The organism is Clostridium sp. UBA5988, from assembly GCF_002435615.1.
In the GTDB taxonomy this organism is placed as follows: domain Bacteria; phylum Bacillota; class Clostridia; order Clostridiales; family Clostridiaceae; genus Clostridium_J; species Clostridium_J sulfidigenes.
In genome coordinates this window covers 124611-148519 of sequence record NZ_DJBA01000009.1, presented here as the reverse complement: position 1 = coordinate 148519, position 23909 = coordinate 124611, and the positions used below count along the sequence as shown (strand labels likewise).

Genomic DNA, 23909 nt, shown 5'->3' with positions numbered 1-23909 from the left:
CATAATGGAAGGTTCCTTCATAGTATAATGTGAGGAGGGATTCCAATGAGGTACTTATATATTTGTAATACAACTCAAGATAGCATTAACAAAATTGGTATAGAGAAGTTTGCATTAGAAGATGTTATAAAGTTAGAAGGAGTTAATGAAAATAAAGTAGGTCCTCATGGATTATGTATACAAGGGGATCAATTATTCACTTCAAATTGTTACGATGGTTCAGTATCTATAGTTAATTTGAAGGATTTAAAATCCTATAGCCATTATTTAGGAAGAAACTGTAGAGATATCTGTGCCTTGGGAAATCATTTATATATTATTTGTGGAGACTCAAATAATGTAGTAACTTTTGATTTGAATAAAAAAGAAATAATAGAGATTATTCCTTGTGGAGACTCTCCACATAGTATTGATTGTTGTAATCACAGCAATGAAATAGTTGTAGCTAATAATGGTGACGATACAATCACTGTATTTGATTCCTTATATGGTAGTGACATTAAAAACATAAAGGTAGGTCAAGCACCAACAAAAGCGTTATTTACTTTGAATGGGGATTATATTCTTGTTTGTGAAAGTAGTGCAGGCAGCTTGGATAAGGGGTGTGTAAGTGTTATATCAAGCAAAAATCATAAAGTAATACATAGATTATCAGTGGGAAATTGTCCTTTTGATATGTATTGCGATGAAAAGTATTGCTATGTATCTAACTATGGTGATGGAACTATATCTATTATTGATATTATAAATTTTATAAATATAAAGAGTATAAGAATTGGTGGTATGCCTAGAGGAATAATTTGCGATGAAAGGTATATTTACGTAGGCGATAGCTACAATGATTTGATAATGAGGATTAATAAAAATGATAATCATGAAAAATTAATCATCCCATTAAAGGGCCAGCCTACAGGGATGATTATAGATTAAAATATTTATGAAAATACTAAGGGTAGATTTATAATGAGCTTAATAAAAATTACTCAGTTAAAACTTTAATAATCTTAGTGTATAAGTCAGAGGGGTTAGCTTTCCATTTGGAACATAACTCTCTGGCTTGTTTATTTGATGCCACTGTTACCTTAATTTCCATGAGAGGGATATTATTTTCAGAAGCACCTAGGCTAACTACATAGCTATTGGAATTTTCAATGGTGTAATCAGCTGATATTGTAGCCTCTTTTTTTATAAGATTCATTTTCCCATCTATATAAGAATTTAATTTACTTAAACTATCCTTAGATAATCTATTTTTAAATAAAGATAGGACTTCTTTACCTTTACTTGATATTACTAATCTATCTTTATCTTTATAATTAACTTTATTTATTAGTTGAGACGAGATTAAATCATCTATATATTCTTGCAGTGTAAAATAATTTATAAAATTATTTTCAAGGACAATTTCTGTAAGTTGTATGTTTGATATAGGTAAATCAACTTTATCTATTATATGCAACAGTAGAAGCTTGTTTTCTGCTAAGTTCAAAGAATTATCAAACATAAAGTAACCTCCTTTAAACCATGTACTTTTATACATATTTATTATATTAAATTATAACACATATTTATTAAATATGAATTAAGTTTACATGCTATAGTATAGCATATAATAACTGATTATGAATATAATTTTATAGAAAGTATGTTTATAAGTAAAGGAGGAATATGGATAGATCTAATAGAATTAAAATAAAAATAACAACTTATTTAGCATTGTTAATATTAATAGTGTGTATAAGTATTATGGGACGTGTATTTTATAAGGAGACCTTTATTCCAACAGGTAGAAAGATACCTATTTATTCAGTAGATACAAAAGAAAAGAAAATGGCTATAACCTTTGATGTTAATTGGGGTGATGATAAAACTAATGAAATTCTAGATGTCCTCGATAAATATAATGTAAAGGCCACATTTTATATTATCGGATTATGGTGTGATGATTATCCAGACAAAGTAATAGAAATTTCAAAGAGAGGACATGAAATAGGAAATCATTCTAATAAACATCCTGATTATACAAATATGACAAAGGAGAGCATAATTAAGGATTTAGAAATAGCTAATGCTAAAATATTAAATTTGACTGGAGAAATGCCTAAGACATTCAGGTTTCCATCAGGCTCATATAATGATGATTCAGTAGATGCTATACAAAGTACAGGGTTAAAGGCAATACAGTGGGATGTTGATAGTGTTGACTGGAAGGCTAATGGAGCAGATATAGAATATGAAAGAATAGTATCAAAGGCAAGGGAAGGCTCTATACTACTATTTCATAATGACGGAAAGTACACCACAGAAAATTTGCCGAAAATAATTGAAAAGTACCAAGCTATGGGTTATGAATTCATTACAGTGTCTAACTTAATATATAGTGATAATTATTATCTAGATCATTCAGGGAAACAAATACTAAATGAAAATTGACAAAATTATTGCATATTTTAATTATAAGACTAAAAAATGTGAATTTTTGAAAATTAAATGTTGTAAAATTTAGACAATTATTCTATAATTAATTCACGGGGGTAATGTAAATACAACTATAAGAAAAATATTTGATTTTTACTATAAATAGTTATATTTTTATTTTTTATGAATATAAATTATAGTAAATTTTACTAAAAAACCAAGGGAAAGAGGGGTTACCATGGATAATAATATTTTTAATAACAAAATTTACTTAGAGGGAAAAGTTATCTCAGATTTAGAGTTTAGCCACGAAATGTATGGAGAGGGATTTTACAATTTTGAATTTGAGGTTTCAAGACTTAGTGATACTTCTGACATATTAGTAATTACAGTATCAGAAAGATTAATTGCAGGAATTGATGTAAGTATTGGAAGTGAGCTTGTAATAGATGGACAGCTTAGATCCTATAACAAGTTTGTAGATGGTGCCAATAGACTTATATTAACTGTATTTGCAAGAGATATTCGCCAACTCGAAGAAAGAGGAAAAAATCCAAATCAAATTTTCTTAGATGGATATATTTGCAAGGCACCCGTTTACAGAACAACACCATTTGGCAGAGAAATAGCAGATATGTTATTAGCTGTTAATAGATTGTACAATAAATCAGATTACATTCCTACTATCGCTTGGGGAAGGAACTCTAGATTTTGTAAGAGTTTAGAAGTAGGGGATAACATTAGAATTTGGGGAAGATTACAAAGTAGGGAATATCAAAAGAAAGTTTCAGATACAGAAGTAGTTAAAAAAATTGCCTATGAAGTTTCAATCTCTAAAATGGAAAGAGTTACTGACGAAAATAGAGATAATGTAACTATTATAGGAAAAGTGGACAATGATCCATCTACAGATGAGAGTAACAATATACAAGAAACAAATTTAAATGATAATGAAGAGAAAGAAGTTATTTAATGAGATAAATCAACCAAAAAGCTATCATGAAGAAGTCCTTCATGATAGCTTTTGGGTTGTTATTTTATAATTTATTATTTTCTTAGATCAGCTAAGATTTCAGTTTTACTCTTAGTTTTATCATCTACATGTTTAATTATTTTAGCTGGAGAGCCGGCCACAACTACATTTTCAGGTACATCTGTTGTAACGATAGCACCAGCAGCTACTACTGAATGATTTCCTATTTTTACACCTTCTAAGATTACTGCATTAGCTCCTATAAGTACATGGTCACCAATTTCACATGGAGACTTGCTAGGTGGTTCTAAAACTCCAGCAACTACTGCTCCAGCTCCAAGGTGGACCCCTTTACCAAGCTTTCCTCTAGCACCTACAACAGCATTCATATCTACCATAGTTTCATCACCGATTTCAGCACCTATGTTGATAACAGCACCCATCATAATAACAGCATTATTTCCAATAGATACTCTATCACGGATTATTGCACCTGGCTCAATTCTAGCATTTATACTTCTTGTATCAAGCATAGGTATAGCTGAGTTTCTTCTATCAGATTCAAGCCTGTAGTTATGTATTTTTTCTTTATTTGCATCTAAAAAATCATTTATATCAGCGCTATCGCCAAATAAAACATAAAAGCTGCCTTCGCCAAAACAGTCTACATTTTCAAAGTTACAATCCTTTAGATCACCTTTAACATAAGCTTTCACAGGGGTTGATTTCTTTGACTCCTTTATAAATCTAGCAATTTCATATGGATCAGTAAAATTATATTCCATACCTCTAACTCCTTTCGACAAGTAATATATATTCATTTATATATTATCCTAAAAAACTCAACAATAATTATAAATAAATAAGATATTTTTGAATATAATACTTAGTATATTTAATTTATCAATATAGTATATCTATAGTTATATCATAAAAATCATATATAATGGAATATTTTATTTGTAAATGATATAATAAAATTAAAAAAGTAGACCTAGGAGGTAAATATATGGGAAACTTAAACAAAGGATATATTCAAATATATACTGGAAACGGAAAAGGAAAAACTACAGCAGCAGTGGGGCTTGCAACTAGAGCTGCTGGAAATAAATATAGAGTATGTATGGTTCAGTTTTTAAAAAGTGATGCAACAGGAGAATTAGAGTCAGCTAAACTTATGGCTCCATATTTTACTATTCATAGATTTGAAAGACCTAGAGGATTTTTCTGGACATTAAATGATGAAGAAAAGTTAGAGCTAAAAGAGGATATTCAAGAAGCGTATAAGTTTTGTATAAAACAGTTGGAAGAAGGAAATTGTGATATATTGATAATGGATGAAATAATGGGAACTTTATCTAATGGGTTAATTACAGAAAAACAATTAATAGAATTGATAGATAAAAAACCAGAGGATGTAGAACTTATAATGACAGGTAGAAATGTGCCAGAATCAATAATGCAAAGAGCTAATTTAGTTACTGAGATGAAGGATCTTAAACACTACTTTAATGAAGGGGTTCCAGCAAGAAGAGGAATAGAATTCTAAGGAGTATAAGGTATAAATTATGAGGTTGTCAAGTAATATAGACAATATAGAGATATCAGGAATAAGGAAATTTTATAATAAGGTTGCTAAGATAGAAGGTGCTATATCACTAACTCTAGGTGAGCCAGATTTTAAAATACCTGGTGAAATAAAAGAGGCTATGAAAAAGTCCCTTGATGAAGATAGGACTACTTATACACCTAATGCTGGGATAGAAGAGTTAAGAGAAGAAATTTCTAAGTATCTAAAATCTTTAAATATAAGTTTCTCCAGTAAAGAAATATGTGTAACTGTAGGAGGAAGTGAAGGATTATTATCTACTTTTACTGGAATATTAAATCCAGGAGATAAAGTTCTAATACCTTCCATTGCATATCCTGCCTATGAAAATTGTGTTAAGATTCTTGGTGGAGAGGTAATAAATTATAGTGTTAAGGAAGATTTATCTATAGATATGGAGCAATTGGAGAGAGTCATAGAGAAAGAATGTCCTAAGGTAATAGTAGTGTCTTATCCATCAAATCCTACAGGACAACTTTTGACCAAGGATCAATGTGATAGATTATTTAATATATTAAAAGATAAAGATATATTAATTGTAAGTGATGAAATTTATAGCTCTATTGTATTTGGAGAATTTAACTCTATATCACAGTATGGAAAGTTAAAAGATAAACTTATACTTATAGGTGGATTTTCAAAAATGTTTTCCATGACAGGAATTAGAATAGGATATGTATGTGCTGCGGAATGGATATTAAATAGCATAATAAAGGTTCATCAATACAATGTGTCATGTGCACCGTCTATTGGTCAATATGGAGCTTTAGAAGGGCTTAGGAAGTCTATGTACCATATAGAACATATAAAATCAGATTTAAAGATAAGAAGGGATTATGTCTATCATAGACTAGTTTCTATGGGACTTGAAGTTATAAGACCAGAGGGAGCATTTTATATATTTCCGTGTATAAAATCCTTTGGATTTAGTAGTGAAGATTTTTGTGATAAGCTGCTTGAGGATACTAAGGTAGCAGTAGTACCAGGAACTGCATTTGGAAAAGGTGGAGAAGGTTATGTTAGAATTTCTTATTGCTACAGCATGGAAGATTTAAAATTATCTTTAGATTTAATGGAACAGTGGTTAAATCAGATAAAGCTTAACTAAGATGAAATATAAAGGATAAATATTAAATAAAAGTGTTATGAAAATATAGATTTCATAACACTTTTTATTTGAACTAAAATTGATTTGCTATTTAACTACATCGTCCATAGAATATATGCCTTTTGGTTTGTTATGGACATATTCACAAGCCTTTAAAGCACCTACAGCGAATACTTCTCTTGAAATAGCTGAGTGTTTAATTTCAATTACTTCACCCATACCAGCAAATATAACTTCATGGTCACCTATAATATTTCCACCACGAATTGCATGAATTCCTATTTCCTTGTGTTCTCTTTTAGAGATTCCTTCTCTACCATATTTGAAGGTTGTTTCGTCTTCTATAGAGTCCTTTATAGTATTTGCAAGAAGTAGTGCAGTACCACTCGGAGCATCTACCTTTTGATTGTGATGTTTTTCTATTATCTCAATATCAAAATCTGTATATAGTTTATTGCTAATAGATTTTAATAAATTATTTACTATATTAATTCCTATAGACATATTAGCAGAATAGAACACAGGAATTGAATTTTGTAGATTCTTAATATGAACTATTTGTTCTTCCGTATAGCCAGTAGTGCAAAATACTACTGGTAATGAGTGAGCTAAAGCATATTTTGATATAGAGTCTAAACTTGAAGGTCGTGAGAAGTCCAGAATTACATCTACTTCTTCTGTTACTTTATCTATGGAATCATAAATAGAGTAATTAAAATTAGATTCTGTATTCATATCTACTCCAGCTTGAATATTTAATGTGTCAGAAGTAGAAGCTACCTTTGAAATCATATGACCCATTTTTCCGTTACATCCAACTAATAAAATCTTTACCATGTATAGTCTCCTTTATAATAAGTGGTAGTTTTTTAGAGCTTCTTTCAAAGTCACTAAATTATTATCATCCATATCAACTAATGGAAGTCTTAAGTTTCCAACACTTCTGCCCATAAGATTTAAGGCAGTTTTTATAGGAATAGGGTTTGTTTCACAGAAACATGCATTAGTTAAAGGGATGGTTTTTAAAAACAACTCTTGAGATGCTCTTATTTCTCCATTAAAGAATAATTCACATATATTATGAACATCTTTAGGTACAATATTTGCAATAACTGATATTATTCCAAGTCCGCCTATAGCAAGAGTTGGTAAAATTTCATTATCGTTTCCAGAATATATATCTAATTTATCTCCACAGAGATATTTTATTTCTGCAATTTGGCTTATATTTCCACTAGCTTCCTTTACAGCAACAATATTATCTAGTTGACAAAGTTCATGGAGAGCCTTTGGTGAAATATTCATGCCAGTTCTAGATGGTACATTATATACTACTATAGGAGTATTAACAGCTTCAGCAATAGTTTTAAAATGAGCAATTAAACCTTTTGCCGAAGTCTTATTGTAGTAAGGGTTAATTACTAAAAGTCCATCTACACCAACAGACTCAGCGTAGATGCTCATTTTAACAGAAGCCATGGTGTTATTACTACCAGTACCAGCTATAACAGGGATTCTTTTATTAACTGTATCTACAGTGAATTTTATAGTATCTTTTCTCTCAGCTTCTGTCATAGTAGATGCTTCTCCAGTTGTACCACATACTATGATAGCATCAGTTCCACTTTCAATATGCCATTCTAATAATTCTTTTAATTTAGGAAAGTCTACACCATCTTTGCTAAATGGAGTTACAATTGCAACACCAGAACCTTTAAAAATACTCATATATACACCTCTTAAATCATTATATTTATTTTATTAAATTTTCTTTTATGAAAACTTCTGCGATTTGCACTGCATTAAGGGCAGCACCTTTTCTAATATTATCAGCAACAACCCATAGGTTAACACCATTATCAACACTAAAATCACGTCTGATTCTTCCAATATAAACGTCATCCTGACCTTCTATATCTACAGGCATAGGATAAATATTATTTTTTATATCATCCATTACAGTAATTCCAGGTAAAGTTTTAAATAAGTCAAAAATATCATCCAATTCAAAAGTGTTTTCCAATTCTACGTTAATACTTTCGCTATGACCATGGAATACAGGTACCCTTACTGTGGTAGCAGTAACCTTGATTTGATCATTATGAAGAATTTTATGTGTTTCATTTATCATCTTCATTTCTTCCTTTGTATAACCATTATCTAAGAATACATCAATTTGAGGTATTACATTATAGGCTATAGGATATTGAAATTTCTTAGGAGGAACATTAGATACTCCATCCTTTAGATCATTAAACCCTTGAACTCCAGCACCGGATACAGCTTGATAAGTTGAGTATACAACTCTTTTTATTCCATATTTAATATCAAGAGGTTTAAGAGCAACCATTGCTTGAATAGTAGAACAGTTAGGATTAGCAATAATACCATTATGCCATTTAATATCTTCACCATTAACCTCAGGAACTACTAGAGGAACTTTAGGATCCATTCTCCAGGCACTACTATTATCTATAACTACGGTATTGTGCTTTGCAAATATAGGAGCAAATTCTAAGCTGACATCTCCACCAGCTGAAAAAAGAGCTAAATCAATTTTTTTGCTAATTATATTTTCTTTCTTAAGTTCTTCTACCAATATATCTTTTCCATTAAAGTGTATAGAAGTTCCAGCAGACCTGGCAGATGAAAAAAGATATAAATTTTCTATGGGAAAATTTCTTTCAGCTAAAATATTTATGAATTGTCTTCCCACCATTCCGGTAGCCCCGACTATAGCAACATTGTATTTCAAAAATACCACCTCACTTAACTTATATTTATAATACATTATATAACTTAAGTAGATAAAGTTATATAACTTTATTAAATTTATATATAAAATTTTATTATAGCAGAGATATATACCAGAGATGTCAATGGAATTAAAAGCATAATACAATGGATGTAGATATTATTAAATCCAGATTGTTAAGGGGAGGATGAAAGTAGAGAAGTGTTAGGTCAATTTAAAGAATGGATAATAAGATTTTAGATATAAAAGAATCATATTAAAAATTCACAAGATAATATTTTAAATAAAAAGATACATTTGTTTAAATATGTAAAAATATGAAGGTATATAGAAGATTTAAAAATATAAATTTAATATATTATCTAACATTTTGTTGCAATTTGTAATCTTAAGAACAAATTATGTATTAAAATAGTTTGACAACTTACAGAACCCTGTGTTAATATTATAAAAAATGAATTTATTATTATTTTTATTTTCATACTTTTAACAATTATAACTACTAAAATACATAACCACATATTATCTATGAAATATGTATGAATGATTAAAATACTGAGAATTAATTTCTTAGTGTTACTTTTGAAAAGGCAGTGGCTTTGATATTGCGGCAATTGTCAAAATATTTAAAAGGAACTAACTATTTAAATAAATCATTTTTGCTAATTTCATAGTAGCATCTTAAGTGTGTTTTAGTAATGTTAAAGGAATGAAGCCTTACTAGATTTTATTATTAGTGTGGGAGGTGTTAGTAAGGGAAAATAATGCATTACATTTTAAAAGTTGATATGAGACAAAAAAGAATAAAAAGTGCTAAAGTTTTTATAATATCATAATACATAATGTTGCAAATTATAAAACAACGACTTTGTATACGATATCATTAGTAAGCTTAAGGGTGTCTTAAATATTTACATTTCATTTATAGGAGTCTATCGGTGAGATGTAATTTCTAATAATGTCTCATTGTGCTTAAGGTAGAAAAAGGTTAATGTTGGGGGAAATGCAGTAGATGGGGATTTTATTGCATATTTTTACTTAAAAATGGAGGGATGACGATGTTTAAATTTACTCTAAAAAGATTTGGATATATGTTATTGACATTATTCATTGCATCATCAATAACATTTATGCTTATCCATGCTATGCCTGGAGATCCACTTGCGGTTGCAGCGAGAAAACTTCCAGAGCAAATAAAAGCTAACTACTATGCTAAATATGGATTAGATAAGCCACTTTTAACTCAATATGGATTATTCGTTAAAAATGCGGTGAAAGGAGATTTAGGACAATCTCTAGCATCTCCGGGAAGAGATATTACAGAGACTATTATGAGACATGCACCTATTTCAGCAAGAATTGGAGGACAAGGTCTTATACTGGGAGTTACAATAGGTATCTTATTAGGTATTGTAGCAGCATTTAAAAGAGGAAAATGGCCAGATTATTTAGTAATGTTCATAGCTATAGTTGGTATATCTGTACCAAGTTTTGTTGTAGCATCACTACTACAATTCTTCTTCACAGTTAAATTAACATGGTTGCCAACAACAGGGTGGGGCGAGTTTAAGCATACTATATTGCCTACCATAGCATTAAGTTTAGCTCCTATAGCTACTTATGCAAGATATATGAGAGCTAACTGTTTGGATGTTATTGGACAAGATTATATAATAACAGCTAAGGCTAAAGGGGTTTCTAATGTTAGTTTAGTATTTAAACATGTTATAAGAAATGCTATTTTACCAGCTATTACCCTTCTAGGACCACAAGTTGCTGGTATATTTACAGGTTCCTTCGTAGTTGAAAGTATATTTTCAATACCGGGACTTGGACAATATTTCGTATCAGCAATTACTGATAGAGATTATACTATGATAATGGGACAATCAATATTTGTATCAGCATTATTTATAGTTGCATTATTCTTAGTTGATATAATCTATGGATTAGTTGACCCAAGAATAAGAGTATCAAGCGGAAAGCGTTAGGAGGGATAAGTATGGCAGAATTTTCAAAAGAAAAATTTCAAATTATAGGTTGTGATAACCTAGATTCAGAGGGAATACTTAGACCTAGTATGACCTACTGGCAAGATGCATGGAGAAGACTTAAAAAGAATAAAGTTGCGATGCTTTCGTTGGTGTTATTAGGATTAATTACATTGATGACAATAATAGGGCCTATGATAAGTAATTTTGAGTATCAAGCTACAAATAATGATATGTTAAATTTAAAACCAAACTCAACATATTGGTTTGGAACAGACAGTTTAGGTAGAGATTTGTTTACAAGAGTTTGGATAGGTGGTAGAATATCTATCGCTATAGGGTTAATTGGAGCTGTTATCGATACTGTTGTAGGAACAATTTATGGTGGTATAGCTGGATATCTTGGTGGAATTGCTGATGATATCATGATGAGAATACTAGAAATATTAGTTAGTATTCCATACCTAGTTTTAGTTATACTTATCAGAGTTCTTATGGATGGTGGTAGTATGTTACCACTTATTATAGCTATGACCATCACAGGATGGTGCTATATGGCAAGACTTGTAAGAGGACAACTTTTACAAATTAAGGAGCAAGAATATGTACTTGCTGCAAAAGCACTAGGAGCAAATGCTTCAAGAGTAATAGCAAAACACTTAGTGCCAAATACTTTAGGTGTAATGATTGTTGCTATAACATTTGATATACCAGGATTTATATTTGCAGAAGCTTTCTTAAGTTTCTTAGGAATAGGTGTTCAATCACCAATGACAAGTTGGGGAGCTCTTGCTGCAGCAGGACAACAGAACTTAATGTTCTACGCTTATCAATTAATTTTCCCTGCCTTAGCGATTTCGTTAACAATGTTATCTTTTAATTTATTAGGTGATGGTTTAAGAGACGCACTAGATCCTAAATTACGTCAATAAGGGGGGAATGGCAAATGGAAAGAATTTTAGATATAGAAAATTTACAAGTTTCATTTCATACCTATGCGGGTGAAGTAAAAGCAGTAAGAGGTGTAGATTTTCATCTTGATAAGGGTGAAACTTTAGCTATAGTTGGAGAATCAGGTTGTGGAAAAACAGTTACATCAAAGGCTATAATGAGACTGTTACCAGAACCAATGCCAGCAGAAATTAAAAAGGATTCTAAAATCATTTTTGAGGGTAAAAATATTTTAGATATGAACGAGAAGGAATTAAGAAAATTAAGAGGATCAGATATATCTATGATATTCCAAGATCCTATGACTTCATTAAATCCTACAATGACAGTTGGTAAGCAAATTGCTGAGAGTTTAATAATTCATAGAGGTATGAATAAAGCTGAAGCTATGAAAGAAGCAATAAAAATGCTTGATCTTGTTAATATACCAAATGCTGATAAGAGAGCTCATCAATATCCACATGAATTCTCAGGTGGTATGAGACAAAGAGCTATGATAGCTATAGCTCTTGCATGTAATCCTAAGATACTTATTGCGGACGAGCCAACTACTGCTCTGGATGTTACTATACAAGCTCAAATAATGGATCTTATAGGAGATCTTCAAAAGAAACTAGGAACTGCAGTAATACTTATTACTCACGATCTTGGAGTAGTAGCAGATACTGCGGACAGAATTCAAGTAATGTATGCTGGACAAGTTATTGAAAGAGGTACTGTAGAAGAAATATTTGCAAATCCTCAACACCCTTATACATGGGCATTGCTTCAATCAGTTCCAAGACTTGAGACAAAAAATAAAGATACGCTTTACGCTTTAAACGGTACTCCGCCAGACTTAGTTAAACCACCAGTTGGATGTCCTTTTGCTGCAAGATGTGAATATTGTATGCAAATATGTTTAGAGGAGATGCCAGAAGTAACTAATGTAGAGAACGATCACCAAGTGTTGTGTTGGTTAAAACACCCAATGGCACCTAAGGTTGAAGTTCCAGAAGCGTTAAGAAGAGGTGAATAAGATGACTGAATCAAATAAAAAAGAAGTTTTAATTGAAGTAAAGAATCTTAAAAAATATTTCGAAGTTGGTAGGAATGCTACACTTAAGGCGGTAGATGATGTTAGCTTTAACATATTTAAAGGTGAAACCTTAGGTCTTGTTGGAGAATCAGGTTGTGGTAAAACAACTTGTGGAAGGACTGTAATGGGACTTTATGGAGCGACTGGTGGTGAAATATTATTTGATGGAGATGACATTAGTAAATATGATAAAAAGCAGAAAAAAGAATTTACTAGAAGAGCTCAAATAATATTCCAAGACCCTTATGCATCGCTAAATCCAAGAATGACTGTTGGAGATATTATTGGGGAAGGAATAGATATTCATAATCTTCATAAAGGTAATGAAAGACAGGCTAGAATTTATGAATTACTACAATTGGTAGGACTAAATAAAGAGCACGCATCTAGATTCCCTCATGAGTTTTCAGGTGGACAAAGACAGAGAATAGGAATAGCAAGAGCTCTTGCTATAGAACCAGACTTCATTGTTTGTGATGAGCCTATATCTGCTCTAGATGTATCTATTCAAGCGCAAGTTGTTAACTTGCTGATAAAATTGCAAAATGAGTTAGGGTTAACATATTTATTCATAGCCCATGACCTATCAATGGTTAAACATATATCTGATAGAGTTGGAGTTATGTATTTAGGAACTATGGTTGAACTTACTAGTAGTAAAGATTTATATGATAAGCCTTTACATCCATATACTCAAGCGTTATTATCAGCGATTCCAATTCCTGATCCTGATGCAACTAAGAAAAAAGCAAGAATACCTCTAGAGGGAGAAGTGCCAAGCCCAATAAATCCTAAACCAGGTTGTAGATTTGCACCAAGATGTAGATATGCAAAACCTATATGTAGTGAAAAAACTCCTGAGTTTAGAGAGATTGAGCCAAATCACTTTGCTGCATGTCATATATTATAATTTAAATAAAAAAATAAGAGTGCTAAAGCGCTCTTATTTTTTTTATTTAAAAACTTAGTAAAATCATGTTTTTAATAACTGTATTTTTAAACAAAGACTTTGATCACATGGCTATGAACTTTATTCAATTATTGAGTTTTATTACCAGGTATAAGTATTACTATATCTTTTAATAATAATATAAAAGGAGGTCATATATGGGTGTTTAGTAGTAAATATCATATTGAATTTAATTGAGTATTATTTAAAGAAAATACAGAAAAAAGAATTTTATTAAAAAATGAAATTCATATATCTTCTTTTATTGATTGATTTATAAAAAAAACTACAAATTACGACAAAGAAAATATGAAACCTTGAAGATAAGATGTACCAATGGTAATAGAATCATTTGTTATTCGTGAATTTATAATATTTTGTTGAAATATAGGGAATTTTACGTAAAAGATAAAGGTAATAATTCATATAATTGAATAAAATTAAAATTATAATGTCTTAAACGGAAGTAGTGAACATTGACATTGTCGTTAAAAGGGTGTACTATAAATATAAATAAAAGTTATGAGGAAATGTGTAGAAATATGCACAATGAATAACGCAAAGATGAGCCGAGTTTAGAAAGAAAATTTTTTAATTTTTGAACTAAACCAAATTATTTTAAGGGGGATTACTTATGAAGAGTAAAAAAATACTAGCATCATTATTAGCATTATCTATGATAACATCAGTGGCATTAGTTGGGTGTGGTAAAGGTGAAGAAAAAGGTGCAGGAACTGCTACTAATGGAGAAGCAGATGCTGAACAATATTTAAATATGCTTTTACAATCTGAACCAAAAACAATTGACCAATCTAAATCAAGTGATTCTTATTCTTCACAAATTCTTGCAAACTGTCAAGAATCTTTAACAAGAATTGTGCAAGATGAAAATGGTAAAGATAAAATTGAAAAGGGTATAGCTGAAAGTTGGGAAACTTCAGATGATAAATTAACTTGGACATTCAAATTAAGAGATGCTAAATGGAGTGATGGTAAACCAGTTACTGCAGAACAGTTTGTATATGGAATTACTAGAACTCTAGATCAAAATACTGCATCACCATATGCTTTCCTATTATATCCTATAGCTAACGCTGTAGAATTTAACTCTGGTAAAGCTAAGGCTGAAGACTTAGGTGTTAAAGCTATAGATGAAAAAACTGTTGAGTTTACATTAGCATCACCATGTGCATACTTCCTTGACTTAACATACTTTAAAGTAATGCAACCACAAAGAGAAGATATAGTAAAAGAACACGGTGATAAATATGGTTCAGAAGCTAATAGCATGGTATATTGTGGACCATTTATGATATCTGAATGGGTACATAATAATAAAGTAGAATTTGTTAAGAATCCTGAATACTGGGATGCTGAAAATGTAAAACTTGATAAAGTTACAATGAAAATAATAAAAGAAGAGTCTGCAAGAATGAATGAGTTACTTAATGGTTCATTAGATATGGCTACAGTAGTTAAACCAGAATGGATAGAAAAATTTGATTCTACTGGTGAATATGAATCTAAAAAAGGATATGATGGTTCAACTACATATACTTTCTTTAACCTTAAAGATAAACTATTCAGTAATGCTAAGGTAAGAAAAGCATTTATAGTAGCAGAAGATAGAGAAAATAAAATTAAGACTTTAAGAAAAGGTCTTGGCGAACCTGCTCTAGGATTTGTACCAAAGTCTGTACAAATAGGTGGAGAAGAATATAGAACAAAAGTAAATGAATTGCCAGTTCAAAAATTAATGGATGAAAACAAAGATCCAAAAGCATTATTAATAGAAGGTATGAAGGAACTAGGGCTTGGAGAAGATCCATCTAAAATAACTATTAGTTACTTACAATCAGGTACTGATTCAGTAGCTAAAGAATATGCTGAATTCCAACAACAAGTTTATACAAAAAAACTTGGAATTAATGTTAAAGTTGATTTTGTTGAGTGGGCGCAATTCCAAGAAAGAACTGATAATTTTGATTATCAAGTTGCAGGTATGGCATGGACTGGAGACTATAATGACCCTAACACATATTTAGATTTATGGACATCAACAGCTGGAGTTGTACCAACAGGTTGGTCAAATCCTAAGTATGATGAACTTATAGCTAAAGCAGGAAAAAGTGATGATCCGAATGAAAGAGCTGAACTTTTCAAAGAAGCTGAAAGAATACTATTATATGAAGATGGTGTTGTAAGTCCAGAAGCTTGGAGATTTAAAAATACTTATGTAAGAAAGTATGTTAAAAACTACACTGCTCCATTATTTGGAACAATAGACTTAAAATATACTTATACTACTGGAAGAAAATAATATTATAATGAAATGAGAAAAAAGTGAAGCAAATAACCAATGCTTCACTTTTTTTAGATGCTTTGATGTTTTTGCCTATAAAAGTGGGTTTTATAAGAAAATTTTAATTTAATGTATTCAAAGTTTGGGGGAATAAATCAATATTATATAAAATGTTTTAATATATATAATGTATATAGGGGTTAAATGATAAAATTCGTATTACAAATTTCGAATTTATACGCAAATAAAACTCGACAAACAAAGAAAAAAGAAGAAAAAAGAAAAATAAACAAGCAAAAAATATTAAAATAAATTAATAAATAAATTATAATTAAAAAAATTTTGATATAATTAATGAAAATGATAGGGTGCATTAATATTTTATTAAATATTTGCAGTTATATGAGTTAATAAGTCGAATTGAGACAATCTTATAAATATTCAGATAATAGGTATTGCAATAGTGAAAATGTTAATATATAATAAATTTAAATCAGATGGATATGACATTATATCTATTATATTGATGATTAATGAAGGGGGATTATTCATGAAAAGCAAAAAAATATTAGCTGCTTTACTAGCTGTATCTATGGTAACTTCTGTTGCTTTAGTAGGTTGTGGTAAAGATGACAAAAAAGATGAGGGCAAAGGTGGAGAGACTGCTGCTTCTGAAGATATGGATAAAGAACAGTATCTTAACTTATTATTAGGAGCTGAGCCAAAAACAATTGACCAATCAAAATCAAGTGATATGTATTCATCACAAGTTCTTGCAAATAGCCAAGAGGCATTAACAAGAATTATTCAAGATGAAACTGGAAAAGATAAAATCATAGAAGGTATAGCTGAAAGTTGGACACCTAACGAGGATAAATCAGTTTGGACTTTCAAACTAAGAGATGCTAAATGGAGTGATGGAAAAGCAATTACTGCACAAGACTTCGTTTTTGGTATCACTAGAACTTTAGATCAAAATACTGCATCACCATATGCGTTCCTTTTATATCCAATCAAAAATGCTGCAGAATTTAACTCAGGTAAAGCTAAAGCAGAAGACCTAGGGATTAAGGCTGTAGATGAAAAAACAATTGAGTTTACATTAACTTCACCATGTGCTTACTTCTTAGATTTAACATACTTTAAAGTAATGCAACCACAAAGAGAAGATATAGTAAAACAACATGGAGATAAATATGGTACTGAAGCAAATACAATGGTATATAGTGGACCATTTGTAATTTCTGAATGGGTACACAACAATAAGGTTGAATTTACTAAAAACCCAGAATATTGGGATGCTGAAAATGTAAAACTTGATAAAGCTACAATGAAAATAATTAAAGAAGAATCTGCTAGAATGAATGAATTACTTAATGGTTCATTAGATATGGGTGGAGTATCTAAACCAGAATGGATAGAAAAGTTTGATGCAACTGGTGAGTATGAGGCTAAAAAAGGATATGATGGTTCTACTACTTATACTTTCTTCAACCATAAAGATAAGTTATTTAGTAATGCTAAAGTAAGAAAAGCATTTATGGTAGCTGAAGATAGAGAAAATAAAATTAAAACTTTAAGAAAAGGTCTTGGAGAGCCAGCTATGTCTTTTGTACCTCCTAAAGTACAAATAGGTGGAGAAGATTATAGAGAGAAAGTAAATGATACTCCAGTTAAGGATCTTCTAGATGAAAATCCAGATCCAAAGGCTTTATTAATTGAAGGAATGAAGGAATTAGGACTTGGAGATGATCCATCTAAAATAACAATTAACTACCTAGAAGCAGGTACTTCAGCTGAAAATAAGGTATGGGCTGAATTCCAACAACGTGTTTATGAAGATACACTTGGTGTAAAAGTAAAAGTTGATTATGTTGAGTGGGCACAATTCCAAGAAAGAACTGATAACTTTGATTATCAAGTAGCAGCTATGGCATGGGGCGGTGACTACAATGACCCTAACACATTCCTTGATTTCTGGGTAACTGGAGCTAACGTTGTAATGACAGGGTGGTCAAATCCTAAATACGATAAGCTTATAGCTGATGCAGCAAAAACTGTAGATCCAGCAGAAAGAACAGAATTATTTAAACAAGCAGAAAGAATTTTATTATATGAAGATGCTGTTATAAGTCCAGAGTCTTGGAGATTTAAAAACACATATGTAAGAAAGTATGTTAAGAGTTACAGTGCTCCATTATTTGGAACAGTTGATTTAAAATACACTTACACTTCAGGTAGAAAATAATATAAAATATTATTAGGATGTTTCATACTCCTTAAAGTATTTAGAAATACTTTAAGGAGTATTTTTATTAGTTAGTGTAAATTTAAAACTACTTACCATGGGAGTAAGAAAAACTATAGAATTTATAAAGGATATGAATAAAAAAAAGTCTATGGTAGAAAATATAGTTATTACATTAAAACTATATTTTAATAACGCGGAGGTGGAAGTTTGTGGGTAAGACTCCTATAAAAAAAGTAATAAAATCTAAATTGAAAGCTAATAAAGAATTAACTCCACAGGAGGCTTTAAGAGAGCAGATAAAATATGATATAGTAGAAGAATTAGGTTTAGCTGATAAGGTAAATGAATTTGGATGGAATAGTTTAACTGCAGAAGAAACGGGGAGAATTGGAGGTATTATGACCAAAAAGAAAAAGGGTCTAAATATCCCTAAGAATGACGAGTTTTTTTAGTTTTATATAATATACTAATAATAATCAAGCTTAGCTAAGACTTAGTTATAATAATTAAGATAAATTGTATTAATTTAATGAAGAGATATAGTTATAGCTTAATATATGAATAACATATAGATATGAGATTTGTTACATAGTCATGGAAGAATTCTTAGACAAAATAAAGAAAGTAATGTAAAATAAATAGGTGATTATATAGAAAAGATGGTGAACCTATGGACTGTTATAATGATTTTGCAGATATATACGATGAACTTATTAATGAAGATATCAATTATAGAGGTTGGGCAGATAAAATTATTGAGATTTGCAAGGAATATAATGTTGGAAGAAGAGAATATTTAGATTTAGCTTGTGGTACAGGGAATTTTACCAAGTTAATTGGGAAAAACTTTATATTTACAACGGCTATAGATTTATCAGAGTATATGTTATCTATTGCTGATGAAAAATTAAAGGCAGAGGGAATTAAAGCTAAGGTTATGTGCCAAGATATATGTACCTTTAATCTTAAAAAGCAGTTTGATCTGATAACCTGTGGATTGGATTCTACTAATTATATAATTGAGGATGAAAAACTTCAATTATATTTTGCGTCAGTTAATAAACACTTAAAGGATGATGGTATTTTTATTTTTGACATTAATACAGAGTACAAAATAAAAAATATATTAGGAAATAATAGCTTTAACTATGACAGAGAAGATGTGGTATATATTTGGGAAAATCAATTACAAGAGGATATTGTTGATATGTACTTAACCTTTTTTGTTAAAGAAGGACAAGTGTATCATAGATTTGATGAACATCACAGAGAGAGAGCCTATAGTGAGAGTAAAATAGAAAAGTTTATAAAAGAATCAAACCTTGTCATAGAAAAAAAACTTAATTGTTATGAAGAAGTTGCCATAGGCGAGAATACAGAAAGAATAACCTATGTTTTGAGTAAGAAAGGATGTTAGAGTAATGAAAGATAAATTAATTAGAGCCACTGCAAAGGATGGCCAAGTAAGAATAATTGCAGCTATTACTACAGAATTAGTGAATGAAGCAACTAAAACTCATGAATGTATGCCAACAGCTTCAGCAGCAGTAGGGAGAATGTTAACTGGTGGGGTTTTAATGGGTTCTATGCTAAAAAATCATACTGATAGTTTAACTATTCAAATAGATGGTGGTGGAGAAGCGAAAGGAGTTACTGTTACCGCCCATCATGATGGAAGTGTTAAAGGATATATAGGAAACCCAAAAGTGGATTTACCTTTAAATGAAAAAGGTAAATTAGAAGTTGGTGGTGCTATAGGTAAAAATGGATATCTAAAAGTAATTAAGGATATGGGGCTTAAAGAACCTTATGTAGGGCAAGTGCCTATATATACAGGGGAAGTAGGCGATGATATAGCGTATTACTTTACGGTATCTGAGCAAACACCATCTGCTGTTGCTTTAGGAGTATTGGTAGATACAGATTTATCTATAAAAGCTGCTGGGGGATTTATTATACAAATGATGCCAGGTGCGTCAGAATTCTTAGCAGATATAATAACTTATAGATTGGAAGAAGTTCCATCGGTAACAGCTATGATAGAGAAGGGAATGACTATAGAAGAAATATTAGAATTTATATTTGAAGATATGGATTTGAAAATATATGATGCTTTAGTACCAGCGTATAAATGCGACTGTTCAAGAGAAAGAGTTGAAAGAGTGCTGATTAGTATTGGTAAAGATGATTTACAAGAGATATACGATGATGGCAAGACAGAAGAAATATTGTGCCATTTCTGTAATAAAACCTATGATTTTAAACCAGAAGATATTAAAAAAATATTAGAAGCTATTAACTAATTTCTATAATAAATTCTAAAAACCATATTGACAATAAACTAAAAATTTAATATAATAGTCTTTGTTAAGACTTGGAAGATTTATTGATTTTTAAGCTTAGCAAAGATTATTTTTAATAATGGTGTCACAAATTTAAATTTTGGTCGCATAGCTCAGCTGGGAGAGCACCTGCCTTACAAGCAGGGGGTCACAGGTTCGATCCCTGTTGCGACCACCATATGGCCCAGTGGCTCAGTTGGTTAGAGTGCCGGCCTGTCACGCCGGAGGTCGAGGGTTCGAGTCCCTTCTGGGTCGCCAATAAATTCTAAAATTTGTGTCTGGCTCGATAGCTCAGTCGGTAGAGCAGAGGACTGAAAATCCTCGTGTCGCTGGTTCGATTCCTGCTCGAGCCACCATTATTACGCGGGAGTGGCTCAGTGGTAGAGCGTCACCTTGCCAAGGTGAACGTCGCGAGTTCGAATCTCGTCTTCCGCTCCAATATGGCGCTATAGCCAAGTGGTAAGGCAGAGGCCTGCAAAGCCTTTATCCCCAGTTCAAATCTGGGTGGCGCCTCCAAAAAAGCAAGTAATTTATTTACTTGCTTTTTTATTTTATACATTATATAAATTTGCTTCAAAGAGAGAGGCATTAAAATTAAATATTAAAAATTCATATTGTAGTATTTTGTATAGATGAGTTACTAAATATCTAAAAAGTATATACTACCTCTATCAATTAATTGAGAATTGGCTAAAGAAATAGGGGTTATGCCATGTTTATCTAAAAATCTTTTTATTAAATTCCCGTGAGGATATAAATCTAGGTCTCCATAAAAAACTATAGTTTTAGAATCTATCATACCACAAGTTCCTCCAATAAAGCCATAATTCAAATGAGGTAAAAGAATGTCACCTGGTGGAATTAAGAGTACATCATATCCATAGTTATTTAATTCTTTGTAAATACATATATCAGAAGTTATGAAGGCCTTATTAGATAATACTACAGTAGAGCATTTAGTATAACCTTGATTTATATTTATTAATGTCTTATGATTAATATTTTCTAATAAAGTTTTATCAGTATACCTTATATTATGCATAAAAAAATCAGGAGTATTTACAGCATTAAGGATAATATCATTAGGATATTTATCAGTTAAAGTGCTAGTGCTTCTCAATACTGTTAGATTTAGAGATTTTAGAGTTTCTTCAAAGGTAGAAGATGCATCCTTATGAATGATGGCATTATTATTGTCAATGAAATGCATAAGAATATCAGGATGACCACATATAGCTGGATACAATGAATTGCATGGTTCGCAAAGGATAACTTTACAATTTAAATTTTCCAAAGCAAATAATTCCTCAAAAGAAATTCTAAAGTCTACAAAAGCATATTTCAAAAATATCACCACCTTAAGGTTAGTTGTTACTAACTTAAAAATAATATATCATATATGTTATAAAATTTGTAGAATAAATTGGATTTAATAAATTGTATATAGTAAAAAATAAAAACACATAATATACATAATATATTAAAGTAAAGTTCTGTATCTATAAAATTCTTAACATGAAGTGGGGTGATTGAATGCTACTGTTGACCATTGTAAATAATAGTTATAAGGATTATGTATTAAATCAAGTTAAGAGTATGAGTGAGTATTTAAGAGAGAAAAAGAAATGTATAAATTTGAAAATTGAAAATGATGAATTAGATGAATGTATACATATATATTGGGAAGATGGTGATTACACTGAGGATGAAGTTAAGAAATTATTTAACTATTATACAGCTAATATTTTATATGGTGTAATTATTAATGAATTTTTAGAAAAAAGAGTTAATAAACATCTGAATGAAACGTATAATTTTCTTAACTATAACGATATAAGTATTGTAAAAAAGGATATATATAAAATTTTAAAAGAAGAAGTACCTATAGATGATACTGTGATATATTATATGAATAAGAAAAATAGTATTTTAGATAGAATTATTAATTGTATAGAAGAAGGTAACGTATTAAATATTAAAGGGTTTATGGACTTTAGATCCAAGGAATTAATGCCACAGATATATACGATAATAGAAAAAGTGGTAGAAAGTTATATGATAGAAAAAGAGTATAATGAATTTATTAGTCTTTTAAAGTATTTTGTTGAGATACAAGAAAGTAAGGCTGAAAAGGTAGATTTGTATATTGGAAAAAGAGGAGATTCATATATACTCAGAGATGAATTTGGAAATAATATTATGGAAACCCTTTTAAATGAAATTTGCGAAAATAAAAATATAGTAGACGTTAGTCAAGATGATTTAGTTATAAGTGGGCTAATAACTATGTGCCCGAAAAAAATAGTAATACATTCTGCTAATAGATGTAAAAATAAGGAGCTAATTAATACTCTAGAGAAAGTTTTTGAGAATAGAATTTATCATTGCAGTGGTTGTAATGAATGTTTAATGTTTAAAGAAATTATAGAAATGCCTATTGACAATAATATAAAGGTGTAGTAAGATTAACTATGTTAGTGAAAAAGTAAATAACTAATTAACAAGTAGAAACTGCCGTTTCTCACCTTACAGTACTGCTAGTAAGGTAAAATTTTGGTTTACAATGATTGTAATAACAGGACGGCGTTTGCTGTCCTTTTTATTTTATATAAGATAAAAATATGTGGTTTAAAAGCCGGAGGTGAATGTTATCAGTAAAAATAAAGATTTCATGATGAATGAAGAGATAAGAGACAAAGAAGTTAGAGTTATTAACTCAGACGGGGAAGCACTAGGAGTAATTTCTACAAAAGAAGCATTAGAAATTGCATTACAAAAGGAATTAGATTTAGTTGTAGTATCTCCAAATGCAAAACCTATGGTATGCAAAATCATGGATTTTGGTAAGTTTGTTTATGAGCAACAAAAGAAGGAAAAAGAAGCTAAAAAGAAACAAAAAATCACTACTCTTAAAGAGATTAGACTAAGTGCTAGCATAGAAGATCACGATATTGAGATAAAAGCTAATAATGCTAGAAAGTTCTTATTAGATGAAGACAAAGTTAAAGTTACTGTGAGATTTAGAGGAAGAGAAATTGAAAACTCACAAGTAGGACACAAGATATTAAACCTTTTTGTAGAAAAATTAGGCGATGTTTATGTTATTGAAAAGCCAGCTAGACAAGAAGGAAGAAATATGATAATGATATTAGCTCCAAAAAGAGCATAACCGAGAGGAGGAC

At 30.4% G+C, this 23909-nt stretch carries 23 protein-coding genes, 5 tRNA genes and 1 other annotated feature; of the genes, 22 read left to right on the top strand and 6 right to left on the bottom strand.

Annotated features, from left to right (window positions below; translation table 11 throughout):
* Positions 1-45: 45 nt before the first annotated feature.
* Positions 46-930: a YncE family protein gene (locus B3J31_RS01150; RefSeq protein ID WP_346866751.1), complete on the top strand. Its 885-nt coding sequence runs from the start codon at positions 46-48 to the stop codon at positions 928-930.
* 49 nt (positions 931-979) lie between these two features.
* Here B3J31_RS01150 and B3J31_RS01145 read toward each other — a convergent pair whose 3' ends face one another.
* Positions 980-1504 (bottom strand): DUF4364 family protein, encoded by a 525-nt coding sequence (locus B3J31_RS01145; protein WP_150846035.1) that lies wholly within the window; start codon positions 1502-1504, stop codon positions 980-982.
* A gap of 164 nt (positions 1505-1668) precedes the next feature.
* On the opposite strand from B3J31_RS01145, the gene pdaB reads away from it, so the two are divergent.
* Positions 1669-2433: a polysaccharide deacetylase family sporulation protein PdaB gene (pdaB, locus tag B3J31_RS01140; protein ID WP_346866750.1), complete on the top strand. Its 765-nt coding sequence runs from the start codon at positions 1669-1671 to the stop codon at positions 2431-2433.
* A gap of 223 nt (positions 2434-2656) precedes the next feature.
* Positions 2657-3391, top strand: a complete 735-nt coding sequence (locus tag B3J31_RS01135) for a single-stranded DNA-binding protein (RefSeq protein WP_150846033.1) — start codon at positions 2657-2659, stop codon at positions 3389-3391.
* A gap of 74 nt (positions 3392-3465) precedes the next feature.
* Here the strand turns inward: B3J31_RS01135 and dapD are convergent, their stop codons facing one another.
* Positions 3466-4176: a 2,3,4,5-tetrahydropyridine-2,6-dicarboxylate N-acetyltransferase gene (dapD, locus tag B3J31_RS01130; protein ID WP_035133067.1), complete on the bottom strand. Its 711-nt coding sequence runs from the start codon at positions 4174-4176 to the stop codon at positions 3466-3468.
* Positions 4177-4400: 224 nt separating this feature from the next.
* On the opposite strand from dapD, the gene B3J31_RS01125 reads away from it, so the two are divergent.
* On the top strand, positions 4401-4940 hold the full coding sequence (locus B3J31_RS01125; protein WP_150846031.1) for a cob(I)yrinic acid a,c-diamide adenosyltransferase: 540 nt from the start codon (positions 4401-4403) through the stop codon (positions 4938-4940).
* A 19-nt stretch (positions 4941-4959) separates the two neighbouring features.
* A complete protein-coding gene (locus B3J31_RS01120) occupies positions 4960-6108 on the top strand; it encodes a pyridoxal phosphate-dependent aminotransferase (RefSeq protein WP_346866749.1) in 1149 nt (382 codons plus the stop codon).
* Positions 6109-6195: 87 nt separating this feature from the next.
* On the opposite strand, the gene dapB is transcribed toward B3J31_RS01120, so the two are convergent.
* From dapB to B3J31_RS01105, 3 genes are read right to left on the bottom strand one after another with little or no spacing between them, the layout of a single operon-like run.
* Positions 6196-6945 carry a 4-hydroxy-tetrahydrodipicolinate reductase gene (gene dapB / locus B3J31_RS01115; protein ID WP_346866748.1) on the bottom strand — a complete coding sequence of 250 codons (750 nt, stop codon included), beginning with the start codon at positions 6943-6945 and terminating at the stop codon, positions 6196-6198.
* Positions 6946-6957: 12 nt separating this feature from the next.
* Positions 6958-7836 (bottom strand): 4-hydroxy-tetrahydrodipicolinate synthase, encoded by an 879-nt coding sequence (dapA, locus tag B3J31_RS01110; RefSeq protein ID WP_346866747.1) that lies wholly within the window; start codon positions 7834-7836, stop codon positions 6958-6960.
* Between the two features lie 25 nt (positions 7837-7861).
* Entirely contained in the window at positions 7862-8863 is a 1002-nt protein-coding gene (locus B3J31_RS01105; protein WP_346866746.1) for an aspartate-semialdehyde dehydrogenase, read from the bottom strand.
* A 1058-nt stretch (positions 8864-9921) separates the two neighbouring features.
* On the opposite strand from B3J31_RS01105, the gene B3J31_RS01100 reads away from it, so the two are divergent.
* The 15 genes from B3J31_RS01100 (at position 9922) to B3J31_RS01030 (ending at position 21243) form a co-directional block, all read left to right on the top strand.
* On the top strand, positions 9922-10854 hold the full coding sequence (locus tag B3J31_RS01100) for an ABC transporter permease (protein WP_346866745.1): 933 nt from the start codon (positions 9922-9924) through the stop codon (positions 10852-10854).
* Positions 10855-10865: 11 nt separating this feature from the next.
* Positions 10866-11786: an ABC transporter permease gene (locus B3J31_RS01095; RefSeq protein WP_346866744.1), complete on the top strand. Its 921-nt coding sequence runs from the start codon at positions 10866-10868 to the stop codon at positions 11784-11786.
* Positions 11787-11800: 14 nt separating this feature from the next.
* Positions 11801-12823 (top strand): ABC transporter ATP-binding protein, encoded by a 1023-nt coding sequence (locus B3J31_RS01090; protein WP_346848583.1) that lies wholly within the window; start codon positions 11801-11803, stop codon positions 12821-12823.
* 1 nt (position 12824) lies between these two features.
* Positions 12825-13793 carry an ABC transporter ATP-binding protein gene (locus tag B3J31_RS01085; RefSeq protein WP_346866743.1) on the top strand — a complete coding sequence of 323 codons (969 nt, stop codon included), beginning with the start codon at positions 12825-12827 and terminating at the stop codon, positions 13791-13793.
* A 673-nt stretch (positions 13794-14466) separates the two neighbouring features.
* The gene (locus B3J31_RS01080) at positions 14467-16152 is read left to right on the top strand and encodes a peptide ABC transporter substrate-binding protein (protein ID WP_346866742.1); all 1686 of its coding nucleotides are present in this window, start codon (positions 14467-14469) and stop codon (positions 16150-16152) included.
* A 532-nt stretch (positions 16153-16684) separates the two neighbouring features.
* A complete protein-coding gene (locus B3J31_RS01075; protein ID WP_346866741.1) occupies positions 16685-18382 on the top strand; it encodes a peptide ABC transporter substrate-binding protein in 1698 nt (565 codons plus the stop codon).
* Between the two features lie 97 nt (positions 18383-18479).
* Positions 18480-18602, top strand: a complete 123-nt coding sequence (locus tag B3J31_RS01070) for a hypothetical protein (protein ID WP_346873559.1) — start codon at positions 18480-18482, stop codon at positions 18600-18602.
* Positions 18595-18837: a small, acid-soluble spore protein, alpha/beta type gene (locus B3J31_RS01065; RefSeq protein WP_346866740.1), complete on the top strand. Its 243-nt coding sequence runs from the start codon at positions 18595-18597 to the stop codon at positions 18835-18837. The genes B3J31_RS01070 and B3J31_RS01065 overlap by 8 nt, the downstream gene beginning before the upstream one ends.
* 218 nt (positions 18838-19055) lie before the next feature.
* Complete coding sequence (locus B3J31_RS01060) at positions 19056-19802, top strand: class I SAM-dependent methyltransferase (RefSeq protein ID WP_346866739.1); 747 nt, start codon at positions 19056-19058, stop codon at positions 19800-19802.
* Between the two features lie 4 nt (positions 19803-19806).
* On the top strand, positions 19807-20688 hold the full coding sequence (hslO, locus tag B3J31_RS01055; protein ID WP_346866738.1) for an Hsp33 family molecular chaperone HslO: 882 nt from the start codon (positions 19807-19809) through the stop codon (positions 20686-20688).
* 141 nt (positions 20689-20829) lie between these two features.
* Positions 20830-20905 (top strand) — tRNA-Val (locus B3J31_RS01050).
* 3 nt (positions 20906-20908) lie between these two features.
* Positions 20909-20985, top strand: a tRNA-Asp gene (locus tag B3J31_RS01045).
* A 22-nt stretch (positions 20986-21007) separates the two neighbouring features.
* Positions 21008-21083: transfer RNA gene (locus B3J31_RS01040), tRNA-Phe, on the top strand.
* Positions 21084-21090: 7 nt separating this feature from the next.
* Positions 21091-21165: transfer RNA gene (locus B3J31_RS01035), tRNA-Gly, on the top strand.
* 4 nt (positions 21166-21169) lie between these two features.
* Positions 21170-21243, top strand: a tRNA-Cys gene (locus tag B3J31_RS01030).
* Between the two features lie 124 nt (positions 21244-21367).
* Here the strand turns inward: B3J31_RS01030 and B3J31_RS01025 are convergent.
* The gene (locus B3J31_RS01025; protein WP_346866737.1) at positions 21368-22072 is read right to left on the bottom strand and encodes a DUF6873 family GME fold protein; all 705 of its coding nucleotides are present in this window, start codon (positions 22070-22072) and stop codon (positions 21368-21370) included.
* A gap of 188 nt (positions 22073-22260) precedes the next feature.
* Here B3J31_RS01025 and ytxC point away from each other — a divergent pair, with 188 nt between their 5' ends.
* Together ytxC and infC are read left to right on the top strand one after the other, a co-directional pair.
* The gene (gene ytxC, locus B3J31_RS01020) at positions 22261-23187 is read left to right on the top strand and encodes a putative sporulation protein YtxC (RefSeq protein WP_035135819.1); all 927 of its coding nucleotides are present in this window, start codon (positions 22261-22263) and stop codon (positions 23185-23187) included.
* Between the two features lie 36 nt (positions 23188-23223).
* Positions 23224-23335: a sequence feature (ribosomal protein L20 leader region), on the top strand.
* Between the two features lie 33 nt (positions 23336-23368).
* Positions 23369-23896, top strand: coding sequence for a translation initiation factor IF-3 (gene infC / locus B3J31_RS01015; protein ID WP_035135821.1), 528 nt, complete (start codon positions 23369-23371; stop codon positions 23894-23896).
* The last annotated feature ends 13 nt before the right edge of the window (positions 23897-23909 follow it).

Coding starts and splice junctions, on each gene's coding strand:
- B3J31_RS01150 (WP_346866751.1), top strand. CDS start 46: ATGAGGTACTTATATATTTGTAATACAACTCAAGATAGCATTAACAAA.
- B3J31_RS01145 (WP_150846035.1), bottom strand. CDS start 1,504: ATGTTTGATAATTCTTTGAACTTAGCAGAAAACAAGCTTCTACTGTTG.
- pdaB (WP_346866750.1), top strand. CDS start 1,669: ATGGATAGATCTAATAGAATTAAAATAAAAATAACAACTTATTTAGCA.
- B3J31_RS01135 (WP_150846033.1), top strand. CDS start 2,657: ATGGATAATAATATTTTTAATAACAAAATTTACTTAGAGGGAAAAGTT.
- dapD (WP_035133067.1), bottom strand. CDS start 4,176: ATGGAATATAATTTTACTGATCCATATGAAATTGCTAGATTTATAAAG.
- B3J31_RS01125 (WP_150846031.1), top strand. CDS start 4,401: ATGGGAAACTTAAACAAAGGATATATTCAAATATATACTGGAAACGGA.
- B3J31_RS01120 (WP_346866749.1), top strand. CDS start 4,960: ATGAGGTTGTCAAGTAATATAGACAATATAGAGATATCAGGAATAAGG.
- dapB (WP_346866748.1), bottom strand. CDS start 6,945: ATGGTAAAGATTTTATTAGTTGGATGTAACGGAAAAATGGGTCATATG.
- dapA (WP_346866747.1), bottom strand. CDS start 7,836: ATGAGTATTTTTAAAGGTTCTGGTGTTGCAATTGTAACTCCATTTAGC.
- B3J31_RS01100 (WP_346866745.1), top strand. CDS start 9,922: ATGTTTAAATTTACTCTAAAAAGATTTGGATATATGTTATTGACATTA.
- B3J31_RS01095 (WP_346866744.1), top strand. CDS start 10,866: ATGGCAGAATTTTCAAAAGAAAAATTTCAAATTATAGGTTGTGATAAC.
- B3J31_RS01090 (WP_346848583.1), top strand. CDS start 11,801: ATGGAAAGAATTTTAGATATAGAAAATTTACAAGTTTCATTTCATACC.
- B3J31_RS01085 (WP_346866743.1), top strand. CDS start 12,825: ATGACTGAATCAAATAAAAAAGAAGTTTTAATTGAAGTAAAGAATCTT.
- B3J31_RS01080 (WP_346866742.1), top strand. CDS start 14,467: ATGAAGAGTAAAAAAATACTAGCATCATTATTAGCATTATCTATGATA.
- B3J31_RS01075 (WP_346866741.1), top strand. CDS start 16,685: ATGAAAAGCAAAAAAATATTAGCTGCTTTACTAGCTGTATCTATGGTA.
- B3J31_RS01070 (WP_346873559.1), top strand. CDS start 18,480: ATGGGAGTAAGAAAAACTATAGAATTTATAAAGGATATGAATAAAAAA.
- B3J31_RS01060 (WP_346866739.1), top strand. CDS start 19,056: ATGGACTGTTATAATGATTTTGCAGATATATACGATGAACTTATTAAT.
- hslO (WP_346866738.1), top strand. CDS start 19,807: ATGAAAGATAAATTAATTAGAGCCACTGCAAAGGATGGCCAAGTAAGA.
- ytxC (WP_035135819.1), top strand. CDS start 22,261: ATGCTACTGTTGACCATTGTAAATAATAGTTATAAGGATTATGTATTA.